The organism is Microbacterium sp. NPDC097977 (genome assembly GCF_040302605.1).
In the GTDB taxonomy this organism is placed as follows: domain Bacteria; phylum Actinomycetota; class Actinomycetes; order Actinomycetales; family Microbacteriaceae; genus Microbacterium.
In genome coordinates this window covers 18,669-33,330 of sequence record NZ_JBEOUR010000015.1, presented here as the reverse complement: position 1 = coordinate 33,330, position 14,662 = coordinate 18,669, and the positions used below count along the sequence as shown (strand labels likewise).

Sequence of the window (14,662 nt, the reverse complement as noted above, 5' to 3'; positions counted from 1 at the left end):
CATGACACTCATCACCACGCCCCCAGAACAGCAGGATGCTGCGGCATCCGCCCCCGCAGAACCGCCGCGCTCGTTCGGCTGGGCACAGCTGACGCAGGCACTGCCGGGTGCGCTGCGCAAGCTCAACCCCGCCTCTCTCGTGCGCAACCCCGTGATGCTGCTCGTCTGGGTCGGCGCCGCGTTCACCACCGTGCTCGCGATCGCCGAGCCGTTCCTCGGCGGCCCCGCCGACTCGGGCGGAACCCCCGTGCCCGCGCCCTTCACCTGGGGCATCGCGATCTGGCTGTGGCTGACCGTGCTGTTCGCCAACGTCGCCGAGTCGGTGGCCGAGGGCCGCGGCAAGGCCCAGGCCGCGAGCCTGCGCAAGACCCGCACCAGCACCATGGCCCGACGCGTCGTGCGGTATGACGCGACAGCGGATGCGACGGCCGAGCGCACCGAGACTGCGGACGTCTCGTCGGCCGAGCTGCAGCGCGACGACGTCGTGATCGTCACGGCCGGCGACCTGATCCCGGGCGACGGCGACATCATCGCGGGCATCGCCACCGTCGACGAGTCCGCCATCACCGGAGAGAGCGCCCCCGTCATCCGCGAATCCGGTGGCGACCGCAGCGCCGTCACCGGCGGCACCCGCGTGCTGTCGGATCGCATCGTCGTGCGCATCACCTCGAAGCCCGGCGAGACGTTCGTCGACCGCATGATCGCCCTCGTCGAGGGTGCCAGCCGTCAGCGCACGCCGAACGAGATCGCGCTGAACATCCTGCTCGCGAGCCTGTCGATCGTGTTCGTCGTGGTGGTGCTCGCGCTCAACCCGATCGCCTCGTACGCGGCGTCGCCCGTCAGCATCCCGGTGCTGATCGCCCTGCTCGTCTGTCTGATCCCGACGACGATCGGCGCCCTGCTCTCGGCCATCGGCATCGCCGGCATGGACCGTCTCGTGCAGCGCAACGTGCTCGCGATGTCGGGCCGCGCTGTCGAGGCCGCGGGAGACGTGACGACCCTGCTTCTCGACAAGACCGGCACCATCACCTACGGCAACCGCCGCGCCCACGACGTGCTGCGACTCGGTGGCGTCGAGACCGACGAGCTGCTGCGCATCGCGGCCCTGTCGTCGCTCGCCGATCCGACGCCGGAGGGGGCGTCGATCGTCGAGCTGGCGAGGAGCCGCGGCATCCACGTCGAAGAGCCGGCAGATGCCGTCGTCGTGCCGTTCACCGCGCAGACCCGCATGTCGGGTCTCGATCTCGCCGACGGCACCCAGATCCGCAAGGGCGCAGGCTCGGCGATCACCGCCTGGCTCGGACTCGACACGGATGCCGAGCTGACCGGCCTCGTCGACGGCGTGGCCTCGAGCGGCGGAACTCCGCTTGTGGTCGCCGTGAAGCGTGCGGCCGGCCCCGCCGAGGTCCTCGGCGTCGTGCACCTCAAGGACATCGTGAAGGACGGCCTGCGCGAGCGGTTCGAGGAGCTGCGCAGCATGGGAATCCGCACGGTCATGATCACGGGCGACAACCCGCTGACCGCCGCCGCGATCGCGAAGGAGGCGGGCGTCGACGACTTCCTCGCCGAGGCCACACCCGAGCAGAAGCTCGAGCTGATCAAGCGCGAGCAGCAGGGCGGCCGGCTCGTCGCCATGACCGGCGACGGCACCAACGATGCCCCCGCCCTCGCCCAGGCCGACGTCGGCGTCGCGATGAACACCGGCACATCGGCCGCGAAGGAGGCCGGCAACATGGTCGACCTCGACTCGGACCCGACCAAGCTCATCGACATCGTGCGCATCGGCAAGCAGCTGCTCATCACCCGAGGGGCGCTCACGACGTTCTCGCTCGCGAACGACATCGCCAAGTACTTCGCCATCATCCCGGCGATGTTCATGGGCGTCTTCCCCGGACTCGCGGCGCTGAACATCATGCAGCTGCATTCGCCGGCATCCGCGGTCACCAGCGCCATCATCTTCAACGCGATCGTGATCGTCTTCCTCATCCCGCTGGCGCTCCGAGGCGTGAAGTACCGGCCGGCGAGCGCGTCGCAGATCCTGCAGCGCAACCTGCTCGTCTACGGCCTCGGCGGGGTGATCGCGCCGTTCCTCGGCATCAAGCTGATCGACCTCGTCATCACCCTCATCCCCGGTTTCTGACCGTGTCCACGCCCTTCGTCTCGTCGCTTCGCTCCTCGCTCAGGGTGCGGGACTGGCGAAACCCGCTCAGGATGCCGACCTCCCGGGTCGCTCAGGATGCCGACCCCGGTCCCTGAGCGAGCGAAGCGAGACGAAGGGCCCACCTCCTTCACCCCCAGCGTCCCGGTCCTCGCTCAGAATGCGGACCCCATCCGCCCCACACACACTCTCGAAAGGCCATCCATGTCCTCCTCCCGCACCACGGCACGCACCGTCGGGGTCGCCGTCCGCACGATGCTCGTGCTCACCCTCGTGCTCGGCGTCGGCTACACGCTCGTCGTCACCGGCATCGGCCAGCTGCTGCTGCCGTTCCAGGCCAACGGCTCGCCACTGGCCGACGGAAAGGGCAGTTCGCTGATCGGACAGTCCTTCACGGATGCCGACGGCGAGGCCCTGCCGCAGTACTTCCAGTCGCGCCCCTCCGCCGCCGGCGACGGCTATGACGGCGCCGGATCGAGCGGCAGCAACCTCGGCCCCGAGAACCCCGACCTCGTCGCATCGATCGGCGAGCGCAGGGCGGCCATCGCCGCGCGCGAAGGCGTGGCGGAGGCCGACGTGCCGGCCGACGCCGTGACCGCATCCGGCTCGGGCCTCGACCCGCACATCAGCGTCGCCTACGCCCTGCTGCAGGTGCCGCGGGTCGCAGCCGAACGCGGCCTCGACGAGCAGAAGGTGCGCGACCTCGTGGAGTCTAGGATTCAAGGGCGGGATCTGGGATTCCTCGGCGAAGAGCACATCAACGTCGCCGAACTCAATCTCGCGCTCGACGAGCAGGAGGGCTGATGACGGCAGAGCGGATGCCGCGACGCGGCCGACTCCGCGTGCTGCTCGGCGCCGCCCCCGGTGTCGGCAAGACCTTCGAGATGCTCGTCGAGGGCCGACGGCTGATCGACGAGGGGCGCGACGTGGTGATCGCGATCGTCGAGACGCACGACCGTGCCGCGACGGCCGCGCAGACGATCGGCATCCCCGAGGTCCCTCGACGCACCGATCTGCACCGTGGGGTGCCGCTCAGCGAGATGGATCTGGAAGCCGTGCTCACGCGACGCCCCGAGATCGCCCTCGTCGACGAGCTCGCACACACCAACACCCCCGGATCCGCGCACCCGAAGCGCTGGCAGGACGTCGACACACTGCTCGACGCCGGCATCGACGTCGTCACGACCGTGAACGTGCAGCACATCGAATCGTTGAACGCGGTGGTCGAGAAGATCACCGGCATCGCGCAGCAGGAGACCATCCCGGATGCCGTGGTGAGGGCAGCCGACGAGATCGAGGTCGTCGACCTCGCGCCCCAGTCGCTGCGCGACCGCCTCTCGGCCGGTCTCGTCTATCCCGCCGAACGTATCGACGCCGCCCTGTCGAACTACTTCCGGCTCGGGAACCTCACCGCGCTCCGTGAGCTCGCCCTGCTGTGGCTCGCCGACGAGGTCGACAGCGCCCTGCGCAGCTACCGCGCCGATCACGGGATCGAGGGCACGTGGCAGGCGCGCGAGCGGGTGGTCGTCGCCCTCACCGGAGGCACCGAAGGCGAGACGCTGCTGCGCCGCGGCGCCCGCATCGCCGCGCGGTCGGCCGGTGGAGAGCTGCTCGCCGTGCACGTCGCCACCCAGGACGGACTCCGCGACCAGACGCCGGGAGCCCTCTCCGCCCAGCGCGCCCTCGTCGAGTCGCTCGGCGGCAGCTTCCACCAGATCGTCGGCGACGACATCCCCGGCACGCTCGTCTCGTTCGCACAGGGAGCGGATGCCACGCAGCTCGTCATCGGCGTCAGCCGCCGCGGACGTGTCGCGGCCGCCCTCACCGGTCCGGGCATCGGCTCAGAGGTCATCCGCCGCTCGGGCGACATCGACGTGCACATCGTCACGCACGCCGCCGCGGGCGGTCGCGTCGCCCTGCCCCGCATCACCGGCGGTGCGCTCGGCTGGCGGCGTCAGGTGCTCGGGCTGGCGGTGGCCCTCGTGTTCGGTCCCCTGTTGTCGTGGCTGATGTTCACGTTCCGCAGCCCGGAATCGATCACCTCCGAGGTGCTCGCCTACCAGCTGCTCGTCGTCGTGGTCGCGCTGATCGGCGGCATCCGCCCCGCGGTCTTCGCAGCCGTGCTCTCGGGCATCACCCTCGATCTGCTGTTCGTCGCGCCGCTGTTCACCATCACGATCGCGCATCCGCTGCACGTGCTCGCCCTCATCCTGTACGTCGTGATCGCGATCCTCGTCAGCATCATCGTCGATCAGGCGGCGCGGCGCGCCCGCACCGCCCAGCGCGCCGTCGCCGAGGCGGAGCTGCTCGCTGCGGTCGCCGGCAACGTGCTCCGAGGAGACAACGCCGTGCTCGCCCTGGTCAGTCGCACCCGCGAGGCGTTCGGTCTCAGCGGCGTCCGCCTGCTCGCCCCCGACGGCGAGGTGCTCGCGAGCGACGGCGAACCCGTTCCCGACGGTCGCGCGACGACCGTTCCCGTCGGCTCGGGCGGCTCGGCCCCCGCGCTGCTCGAACTGCACGGGGAGCCGCTCGACACCCCCGCACGGCGACTGCTCGACGCGATCGTCGCGCAGCTCGCCGCCGCGATCGAGCACACGGATCTGCGCGCCACCGCCCGCGAGGTCGCCGCCCTCGCCGAAACCGACCAGGTACGAAGCGCCCTGCTCTCGGCGGTCAGCCACGATCTGCGCCGCCCGCTCGCCTCGGCCGTCGCGGCGATCGGCGGGCTGCGCGGGGCGCACGGCCTGTCGGCATCCGATCGCGACGAGCTGCTCGCGACGGCCGACGAGAGTCTCGCCACCCTGTCGTCGCTCGTCACCGATCTGCTCGATGTCAGCCGCGTGCAGGCCGGGGTGCTCGCGGTGTCGAGCATGCCGCTCGACGTGGCCGGCCCCGTGCTCGCCGCGGTCGACGAGCTCGGCCTCGGCCCCGCAGATGTCGAGCTCGTGCTCGACGGCGAGCTGCCGCCGGTGTCGGCCGACCCGGTGCTGCTGCAGCGCGTGCTCGTGAACGTGATCGCGAACGCGCACCGTCACGCCCCCGCCGACAGCCGCGTGATCGTGTCGACGAGCTCGCTCGCCGAGCGCGTGGAGATCCGCATCATCGACCGGGGTCGAGGCGTGCCCGCCGAACAGCGCGACCGCATCTTCCAACCGTTCCAGCGGCTGGGCGACACCGACAACACCACCGGTCTCGGGCTCGGCCTCGCCCTGTCGCGCGGATTCGCCGAGGGCATGGGCGGTACTCTGACACCCGAGGACACCCCCGGCGGTGGACTCACCATGGTCGTCTCACTGCCGCGGGCAGAAGACCCCGATCCCCTGCAGGAGGAGACGGAGTGAAGCTCCTCATCGCCGACGACGATCCGCAGATGGTGCGCGCCCTGCGCATCACCCTCGCCGCGCACGGGTACGAGGTGGTCGTCGCGTCCGACGGCGCCGCGGCCGTCGCGGTCGCCGCGCAGACGCACCCCGACCTCATCATGCTCGACCTGGGGATGCCGAGACTCGACGGCATCGAGGTGATCCAGGCGCTGCGCGGATGGACGAACGTGCCCATCATCGTGGTGTCGGGCCGCACCGGATCCGCAGACAAGGTCGATGCCCTGGATGCCGGCGCCGACGACTTCGTCACCAAGCCCTTCCAGGTCGACGAGCTGCTGGCGCGTCTGCGCGCCCTGTCACGACGGGCTGTTCCGGTGGGCGGCGAGTCGACCGTCGGGTTCGGCGACGTCGTCGTCGACCTCGTAACGAAGACCGTGACGCGGGCCGGCGCCCGGGTGCACCTGACGCCGACCGAGTGGCGGATGCTCGAGCACCTCGCCCGGCATCCCGGCGCCCTCGTCACCCGACAGGACCTGCTGAAGGAGATCTGGGGCAGCGAGCAGGTCTCGGACTCCGGCTACCTGCGCCTGTACATGTCGCAGCTGCGCAAGAAGCTCGAGGCGTCGCCGAGCAACCCGGTGCATCTGCTCACCGAGTCGGGCATGGGCTACCGGCTGGTGCTCTGACCTCGATCTCGGCCGGGGAGCGTTCACGTCTCAGCATGGATCCTTCACGAGGCAGCAATCAGCGGGCCGCGGCCGTGCTCCTCGGGGGTCTGTGCTGAATCGTGAACGGGTCGTGGTCGGAACCGCGGAGTGACTAGACCGCGACGTCGGCGCGAGGACGCCGCAGAACTCCCCAGGCACCGGCGGCGACGAGCGCGACGGCGACGATGATCGCCGCGATTCCGGTGATCATGCTCTCGGGCTCTCCGGTGAAGCGGCCGACGGCGAGCCAGCCGAGACCCCACGCCGTCGCAAGGGCAGGGGCGATGCGCTTGGTGACGATCGCCGCGGTGACGCCGATCACGAGCACGACCGCGAGCACGGCGACGGCCCAGATGTCCGCCTGATCGGCCCAGGCCGCAGGAGCGATCTGCGTGAACCACGCGCTGGCGTTGGCGACGGTCGCGATCGTCACCCATCCGAAGTGCAGGCCGTTGGCTCCGTCGACGACGATGCGCTCGGGCCAGGTGCGGGCGCGGCTGCGTCCGAGGATCACGATCACCCTGGCGAGCGTCGCGAGCAGCACGGCGATCACGAGCACGGTCAACGGCAGCGACAGGAACTGCGCCGTCACGAGCCAGAGCCCGTTCAGGATCATCGACGCGGCGATCCATCCGCCGACCGCACGCTGACGCTCATCCGCCCGCTGCGCAGGAAGTGCCTGCCACACCGTGTATGCGATGAGGCCGACGTAGATCAGCGACCAGATCGAGAAGGCGGGACCGGCCGGGGCGAGGTACGACCCCTGCGCCGAGAGAGCTCCATCCTGCAGCTCACTGACCGAGGTGCCGCCGAACGCACCGGATCCGACGGCCGCGGCTATCAGCATGAAGGTGGCCGAGGCGATGATGACCGACTGACGCGCGATGTCCTGCATCCGGGATTCCATGGTCGAAACCTACGCGCGTGCGGGCCGATGCGCACGAGCCTTGACACTGCTCGCCTGAAACGCTAGCCAAGCTAGCAAAAAGCATCCCTGCCCCTGCGGTCACCCGCCACGCGTCGGGCGGAGAACACCCTGTAGGGCGGAGCCTTGCGCAGCATCCGTCCGCCCGACGCCGAGAGTTCCGCCCACCGGGGCGCTCAGGCCGGGGCGCTCAGGTCAAGGCACCCAGGTCAGGCCGCTCGGGTCAGGCCGCGACGGCGACGTCGATCAGCACCTCGGCGGCGTTGCGCGCCTGCACGGCGACCTGCGGATCGGCGGCGATCGCCGCGGTGCTCTGCGCGCCCTCGGCGAGGATCGACAGCTGAGCGGCGAGAGCGGCCGGAGCTCCGGCATCCACCACGAGCCCCGCCATGTACGCCTGGAACGAGGCCTTGTGGTCACGCACGATCTGGGCGACCTCGGGATTCGTGCCGCCGAGCTCGCCGAACGCGTTGATGAACGCACAACCCCGGAAGTCGTCGGTGCAGAACCAGTCCTCGAGATAGCCGTAGACGGCGAGCAGGCGATCGCGGGGGTCGGCGCCGGCATCCGCCACCGCACCAGTCAGCCCCATCTCCCACTCCGCATGCTTGCGCGCGAGAACCGCCGCGACGATGTCGGTCTTCGACGGGAAGAGCGCGTAGAGGCGGCGCAGCGACACACCGGCGGCCGTGCGCAGCTCGTCCATGCCCACGGCCGCGTATCCCTTGCGGTAGTAAAGCTCATCCGCCGCCGCAAGGATCTGTTCACGCACTGTTCCGTCGGTCATGATCTCAGTGTACTTGACATGAGAACGATCGTTCTCTACTGTGGGACACATCAGCCGAGAACGATCGTTCTCGTCGGAACCGGAAGGATCAGGATCATGGGTTACATCACCGTCGGAAACGAGAACAGCACCCCGATCGAGCTCTACTACGAAGACCAGGGTTCGGGCCAGCCCGTCGTCCTGATCCACGGTTACCCGCTCGACGGACACAGCTGGGAGCGCCAGACCCGCGAGCTCCTCGCCCAGGGCTACCGCGTCATCACCTACGACCGCCGTGGGTTCGGCCAGTCGTCGAAGGTGAACGAGGGCTACGACTACGACACCTTCGCGGCTGACCTCCACACCGTGCTCGAGACTCTCGACCTGAGCGATGTCGTGCTCGTCGGCTTCTCGATGGGCACCGGCGAGCTCGCCCGGTACGTCGCGAAGTACGGGCACGAGCGCGTCGCCAAGCTCGCCTTCCTCGCCTCGCTCGAGCCCTTCCTCGTGCAGCGCGACGACAACCCCGAGGGTGTGCCGCAGGATGTCTTCGACGGCATCGCGGCCGCGGCCAAGGGCGACCGGTTCGCGTGGTTCACGCAGTTCTACAACGACTTCTACAACCTCGACGAGAACCTCGGGTCGCGCATCAGCCAGGAGGCCGTCACCGGCAGCTGGAACGTCGCGATCACGAGCGCCCCCGTCGCCGCCTATGCCGTCGTCCCGAGTTGGATCGAGGACTTCCGCGGTGACGTCGAGGCCGTCGCCGCCGCCGGCAAGCCCACCCTGATCCTGCACGGCACGAAGGACAACATCCTGCCGATCGACGCGACGGCACGCCGCTTCCACCAGGCGGTGCCCGAGGCCACCTATGTCGAGGTGGAGGGCGCCCCGCACGGTCTGCTCTGGACGCACGCCGACGAGGTCAACGCCGCGCTGAAGGACTTCCTCAGCAAGTAGTCCTCCGTTCGCCGAGCGACGAGACGAGACGCGGCACTGCGACCCTCCGCCCGTTGAGCGAGGAGACGCGGCACTGCGACCCTCCGCCCGTTGAGCGAGGAGCGCAGCGACGAGACGAAACGCGGTGCGGATGCCGGAGTTCACCACTCTGCAATCCGCGGACGCGTTTCGTCTCGCTCCGCTCGCTCAACGAGCGGGACACACAGACGGAACGCGTTTCGTCTCGCTCCGCTCGCTCAACGGGCGGAACGCGTTACGTTCCGCTCAACGGGCGGGGCGCACCCGACAGACGGGACGCGTTTCGTCTCGCTCCGCTCGCTCAACGGGCGGGACGCGTTTCGTCTCACTGACGACACACCACTCCTCGCCCGTTGAGCGAGGAGCGCAGCGACGAGACGAAACGCGGTACGGATGCCGGAACTCAGCGCGTGACCGTCACCGTGAGGGCCTTGCTCTCGGTGCTCCCGGCGGCGTTCACGAACTCGACGCGGTAGGTGTGCGTCCCGACCGGCCGCCCGTCGACCGCGACCGTGACCCGCTGGGCGGCGGGGCTGTGCGCGACCACGTCGCCCTCGGCGAGCAGCACGCCGTCCTCGTAGAGACGGTACGAGGTCGCATTCGTGCCCCACCACATGTCGGCGGTGAGCGTGTACGAGCCGTCGCCGTCCCAATTGTCGGCCGAGAGCACGGGCGTGCCGGGAGCTGCATCCGTCACCGTCACCGTCACGGGCTGCACCACGGTCACCCCGCGCGAGTTCACGAGCTCACCGGTGTACTCGTACGAGCCGTTCTTCTTGCCGGTCACGGCGACCCGCGCCGTCTGCGCGGCCGTCCCGCCGAAGGTCAGCGGCACGGTCTCGATCAGCGTGCCGTTCTCGAACACCCGCAGCGCTGTGGCGTTCGAGCCCCACCACAGGTTCATGGTCACCGTGTAGTCGCCGTCGAGCAGGCCGGTGTCATGGCCGTTGTCGTGCGACAGCACACCGCGCGCCGGCACAGCCGTCGCAGCATCCTTCAGCACGAGCGCATCGACCGCAGTGTCCAGCGCATCCGACGCTCCCGCGACCGCAGACGCACTCGGGCTCACCGCGGCCAGCACGATGTCGGCCCGAGCGATCGCCCCGGGCAGGGCGGCCGCCGAGGACTCGACATAGGCCGCCAGGTCGAGGGCAGCGGCAGCATCCCGCCGCTCCCGCAAGACCGAGGTGTCGGCACCCGCCACCGGTTCGCGCACGAGCTCGAGGTCGTCGATCGTGCCCCACGCCCCGGCAGGCAGAGCAGCCGCGACCCGCACGACAGCCGTGCCCTCCGCGCCCACCTGCAGCGCCGCGGTAGTCGGCGTCGACCACACCCGCCACCCGTCGAACCCGAACGCCGCAGCAGCGCCGGCCACCGACGGAGACGAGAGAGACAGAGACGCCCGCCCGTCAGCGCCCTCGCCGTCGCCCTGCAGCGACGCGCGCGCGACGTACGACCCGGCGGGGAGCCCCGTCACGGTCTGGGACAGCTCGAACGAGTACGCGGATGCCGCATAGAAGTGGGCCGAGTGGGTGCCGTTTCGCGGGTCGTCCCAGGCACGCAGGGTCAGGCCGGATCCGCTCGTCCGCCACATGCTCGTGTCGGCATCCTCGAACCCGGGATTGCGCAAGAAGTTGCGTGCAGAGACGGTGACGGTGGCGGTGGCCGCGAGGCCGGCATCCGTCGTCCCCGTGATCGTGTACTCGCCGACGCCCTCGATGAACTCCGCGCCCGGCGACCAGGTCACCGCCTGGCGCTCCGATGATCCGTCGTTGTAGAGCACCGTGACCTCGCTCGGCAGCTCGACGACATCACCCTCGGTCACCGGCAGCGCGACGGGCTGCACCGACTCGACCGCCCGGGGAGCCTGAGCGCCCGTGCGCACGTACGAGAAGATGTTCAGCGCGTCGGATGCCGTGCCGTCGAAGCCGAACAGCGCCTGGTTGTCCCACGCGGATCCGCCGAACCAGTGCCCGGCGTCTTCGGGCTCGTACTCGCCCGCGAAGCTCGACGCCCACCCGGATCCGTCACGCTCCCACAGTGCCTTGTTCTGTTCGAGCTGCACCGGAGGGCCGACCGGCAGCCATGCGGGCTCCCAGTAGTAGACGCCGATCCCGGCATCCCCCACGTCGGCGACGGCCTGCACGACCGCGCGCACCGCGTCGGCCTGACCCTGCACGCTCACCGGATACTGCGTCGCCTCGGACGGCAGATCGATCACGTTGCCGTGCCCGTCTCCGTCGTCGAGCGTGAACGCCCATGAGGTCTCGGCGACCATGACCTTCTTGTCGTAGGTCTCGGCCACGTGCGAGAGCACGGCCGTGAGATTCTCGGGGGTGCCGTGCCAGAACGGGTAGTACGACGACGCGAACACGTCGTAGTCGACGTCGCGGCGGTCGAGCTGCGCGGCGACGTCGGCGTAGAAGCCGGCGCGCTCGGGGTTGGTGAAGTGCAGGGCCACGAGCGTATCGGGCGACTCGGAGCGCACGGCTGCCGAGCCGGCCGAGAACACCTTCGCCATGTCATCCCAGCCGCGCACCCCGGCGACGCCGCCGTTGGTCTCGTTGCCGACCTGCACCATACGCAGGTCGACCCCGGCATCCACCAGGCGCCGCACCGCATCGCGGGTGAAGACGCCGACCTCGGCGGCGACCTCCTCAGCGGTCAGTCCTTCCCAGGCCTTGGGCGCCTGCTGCTTGGCGGGGTCGGCCCAGAAATCCGAGTAGTGGAAGTCGACGAGCACGCCGAGGCCGGCATCCGTCGCACGCTGCGAGATCTCGATCGCCCGGTCGACGTCGACATCACCGCCGCCGTAGCCGTTGCCGTTGGCGTCGAAGGGATCGTTCCAGACGCGCACGCGCACGTCGGTGACCCCGGAATCGGCGAGGATCTCGAACAGATCGCCCGGTGCGCCCCCGGCGTCGCGGAAGACCACACCCGATGCCTCGAGAGACAGCACCGACGACACATCGACGCCGCCGATGAAGTCGGCGGGCAGGTTCTCGACGCGCGGGACGGTGATGGTGGCGTCCACCGGGTCGGATCCCGCGACGGCCGCAGACACGGATGCCGGCGACGGCGCGGCCGAGGCGGGCAGCGCCACCCCGATCAGGGCGACGGCGGTGACCGCGCCCAGGGCGGTGGAGAGAAGGGAACGCGTGCGACGGTGCATGACGGCCTTTCGAGCGGTGGAGGTGAGGGTCAGCCCTTGACGGACCCTTGGGTGAGGCCGCCCACGATGTACTTCTGCAGCGAGAAGAACAGCGCAAGCACGGGAACGGCGGCGACGACGACACCGGCGGCGAACAGCCCCCAGCGCGAGGTCAGCTGGTTCGAGACCCACTGGTACATGCCGACGGCGAGGGTCCAGTTGTCCTCGGAGGTGAGGATGATCTTCGACAGGATGAAGTCGCCGAAGGCCGCGAGGAACGCCAGCAACGCGACGACCGCGAGGATCGGCACGACCAGCGGCATGATGAGCCGCCAGAAGATCTGCGCGTGGCTCGCACCGTCGATCTTCGCCGACTCGTCGATCTCGACGGGGATCGTGTTGAAGAAGCCGTACATGAGGAACGTGTTCGCGCCGAGGGCGCCGCCGAGGTACACGCAGATCAGGGCGATCTTCGAGTTGATGCCGAGGGCCGGCACGACATCGCCGATCGTCTGCAGCATCAGGAAGATCGCGATGAACGCGAGCGCCTGCGGGAACATCTGCAGCACGAGCAGCGTGGTGAGGCTGGCACGCCTGCCGCTGAAGCGGAACCGCGAGAACGCGTATGCACCGCAGGCGCCCATGAGCACCGATCCGACCGCGGTCACGCCACCGATCAGCAGGGTGTTGCCGAACCACACCCAGTAGCGGCTCTCACCGAGTGCGATGTAGTTCGCGGGATCGAAGGCGCTGAACAGGGCGCTGGATGCCGCGAGGCTGCCGTTCGGGTTGAGCGACGCCGACAGCACGTATACGAGCGGGAACGCCGCGAAGAACAGCACCACGACGGCGAGGATGTACTTCCAGCCGACATCGCCCCACCACCGACGCCGGCGCGCACCGGCGCGGGCGGCCTCGGCATCCTTCGACGAACCGGTCACGATGACTCTGGTCTCACTCATCACTGGTACTCCTCGAGCTTGCGGGTCTGTCGGAAGCTCAGTGCCGAGATGAGACCGACCACGATGAAGGCGATGATCGACAGGGCACTCGCGAGGCCGTAGTCGGCCGCGCCCCCCGAGACGCCCGAGACGTCATAGATGGCGGAGACGAGAATGTCGGTCGAGCCCAGTGCATACGGCGCCCCGGCGATGGCCGGCCCGCCGTTGTTGAAGGTGTAGATCACGGTGAAGTTGTTGAAGGCCACCGCGAACGAGGCGATCAGCAGCGGGGCCGTCGACACGAGCAGCAGCGGGAGCACGATCGCGCGGAAGCGCTGCAGCTTGTTCGCGCCGTCGATCTCGGCGGCCTCGAGGGTCTCCCCCGGCAGCGACTGCAGGGCACCTGTGCACACGAGGAACCAGTACGGATAGCTGAGCCACACGTTGACGAAGATCACCGCACCGCGGGTGAGCCACGGGTCGCCGAGCCAGTTGATGTGCGAGCCGAAGAACAGCAGGTCGTTGATCACACCGAACTCGGCGTTGAACATGCCGCGGAAGAGCAGTGCGGCCATGAACGCCGGGAACGCGTACGGGAGGATGAACAGCGCCCGCAGGAACCGGCGCCCCTTGACCCGAGGGTCGTTGTAGACGATCGCGAGACCGAGACCGACGGCGAAGCTCAGCACCACCGACAGGATGGCGAACGCGAAGGTCCACACCGTCACGCTCAGCAGGGTGCCCGCGAGCCCCGAGTCGGTGAAGAGGGTGACGAAGTTCGCGAAGCCCACGTTCACCGACCAGCCGGTCGGCAGCGCCGTGCCGTCGTCGGCGACGAACGCGCCCAGATCCGTGGCGGTGTAGACCGTGCCCGACTGCGTGTCGGTGATCGTCTGCGCTCCCGCATCCCACACCAGGGTCGGCTCGTACACCGAACCGGTGGATCCCTCGCGCGTGCGGATCGAGCCGTCGTTCGGGTCGTCGGAGACGGGGACGCGCAGATCCTTGATGCTCGCCCCGAGCGTGGGGTCGGTGAGGACCGTCGCGCGGGGGATGACCGTCCAGCCCGGCACGGTGCTCGGGGCGCCCGTGGCGCCGACCTCGGCGCCGGAGACATCGGACAGCGGTTCGGTCGCGGATCCGACCTGCACGTCGCCGTCGTCATCGACGATCGCGAAGCCCAGCTCGCCGCCGCGCTCGACGATCGAGAGCGGATAGTCGGCGGATCCCTCGACACGGCGCTCGCCCTGGATCAGGGCGGCGTCGACCGCCTGCTCCTGGGTGCCGACGTGTCCGGTGCCGTAGTTCGTGAACGCGATGTAGGCCGTGTATCCGAAGATGAAGATCTGGAAGACGAGCAGGAAGATCAGCCCGGGCATCAGGTACTTGAGCGGCAGCGCTCGGCGGGTGAAGTACACCCAGTCGGCGATGACGACCAGCAGCACGACGACGCCGAGGACGATCCACGACTCGGCGCTCCATGCCGAGATCGCCGTCATGATGCCGAAGGCGTTGACCAGCGCCATAAGGGCGAGCTTGATGAGGAACCCCCAGCCGAGGCCGCGGAAGCGGCGGGCGTGCGGTTCACCCGTGGGCTTCACCACAGGGGTGGGGGCTGATGCCGGTGAGGGCGGGGCCTGGATCGTCATGTGTGCGTCCTGTCTGCGGATCGGTGGGGCCCTTCGTCTCGTCGCTGCGCTCCTCGCTCAGGAG

Annotated in this window: 10 protein-coding genes; 5 read left to right on the top strand and 5 right to left on the bottom strand. The window is 69.4% G+C overall.

The genetic code is table 11. The features are described 5' to 3' along the window. Position 1: 1 nt before the first annotated feature. The 4 genes from kdpB (at position 2) to ABTZ43_RS05675 (ending at position 6,167) form a co-directional block, all read left to right on the top strand. Complete coding sequence (gene kdpB, locus ABTZ43_RS05690; RefSeq protein WP_350538128.1) at positions 2 to 2,140, top strand: potassium-transporting ATPase subunit KdpB; 2,139 nt, start codon at positions 2 to 4, stop codon at positions 2,138 to 2,140. Positions 2,141 to 2,362: 222 nt separating this feature from the next. Then, a complete protein-coding gene (kdpC, locus tag ABTZ43_RS05685; RefSeq protein ID WP_350538127.1) occupies positions 2,363 to 2,962 on the top strand; it encodes a potassium-transporting ATPase subunit KdpC in 600 nt (199 codons plus the stop codon). A gap of 14 nt (positions 2,963 to 2,976) precedes the next feature. Then, positions 2,977 to 5,499 (top strand): ATP-binding protein, encoded by a 2,523-nt coding sequence (locus tag ABTZ43_RS05680; protein WP_350538145.1) that lies wholly within the window; start codon positions 2,977 to 2,979, stop codon positions 5,497 to 5,499. Then, positions 5,496 to 6,167 (top strand): response regulator, encoded by a 672-nt coding sequence (locus tag ABTZ43_RS05675; RefSeq protein WP_056413674.1) that lies wholly within the window; start codon positions 5,496 to 5,498, stop codon positions 6,165 to 6,167. Before ABTZ43_RS05680 ends, ABTZ43_RS05675 begins: the two co-directional genes overlap by 4 nt. A 133-nt stretch (positions 6,168 to 6,300) precedes the next feature. On the opposite strand, the gene ABTZ43_RS05670 is transcribed toward ABTZ43_RS05675, so the two are convergent. Together ABTZ43_RS05670 and ABTZ43_RS05665 are read right to left on the bottom strand one after the other, a co-directional pair. Further along, positions 6,301 to 7,095, bottom strand: coding sequence for a TspO-related membrane protein (locus ABTZ43_RS05670; RefSeq protein WP_350538126.1), 795 nt, complete (start codon positions 7,093 to 7,095; stop codon positions 6,301 to 6,303). Between the two features lie 241 nt (positions 7,096 to 7,336). Beyond that, positions 7,337 to 7,900: a TetR/AcrR family transcriptional regulator gene (locus ABTZ43_RS05665; RefSeq protein WP_350538125.1), complete on the bottom strand. Its 564-nt coding sequence runs from the start codon at positions 7,898 to 7,900 to the stop codon at positions 7,337 to 7,339. Positions 7,901 to 7,996: 96 nt separating this feature from the next. On the opposite strand from ABTZ43_RS05665, the gene ABTZ43_RS05660 reads away from it, so the two are divergent. Continuing rightward, the gene (locus ABTZ43_RS05660) at positions 7,997 to 8,839 is read left to right on the top strand and encodes an alpha/beta fold hydrolase (protein ID WP_253385295.1); all 843 of its coding nucleotides are present in this window, start codon (positions 7,997 to 7,999) and stop codon (positions 8,837 to 8,839) included. Between the two features lie 421 nt (positions 8,840 to 9,260). On the opposite strand, the gene ABTZ43_RS05655 is transcribed toward ABTZ43_RS05660, so the two are convergent. From ABTZ43_RS05655 to ABTZ43_RS05645, 3 genes are read right to left on the bottom strand one after another with little or no spacing between them, the layout of a single operon-like run. Next, complete coding sequence (locus tag ABTZ43_RS05655) at positions 9,261 to 12,029, bottom strand: glycosyl hydrolase 53 family protein (RefSeq protein WP_350538124.1); 2,769 nt, start codon at positions 12,027 to 12,029, stop codon at positions 9,261 to 9,263. Positions 12,030 to 12,058: 29 nt separating this feature from the next. Continuing rightward, positions 12,059 to 12,970 carry a sugar ABC transporter permease gene (locus ABTZ43_RS05650; RefSeq protein WP_350538123.1) on the bottom strand — a complete coding sequence of 304 codons (912 nt, stop codon included), beginning with the start codon at positions 12,968 to 12,970 and terminating at the stop codon, positions 12,059 to 12,061. Then, a complete protein-coding gene (locus ABTZ43_RS05645; protein ID WP_350538122.1) occupies positions 12,970 to 14,598 on the bottom strand; it encodes an ABC transporter permease subunit in 1,629 nt (542 codons plus the stop codon). The genes ABTZ43_RS05650 and ABTZ43_RS05645 overlap by 1 nt, the downstream gene beginning before the upstream one ends. Positions 14,599 to 14,662 lie beyond the last annotated feature (64 nt).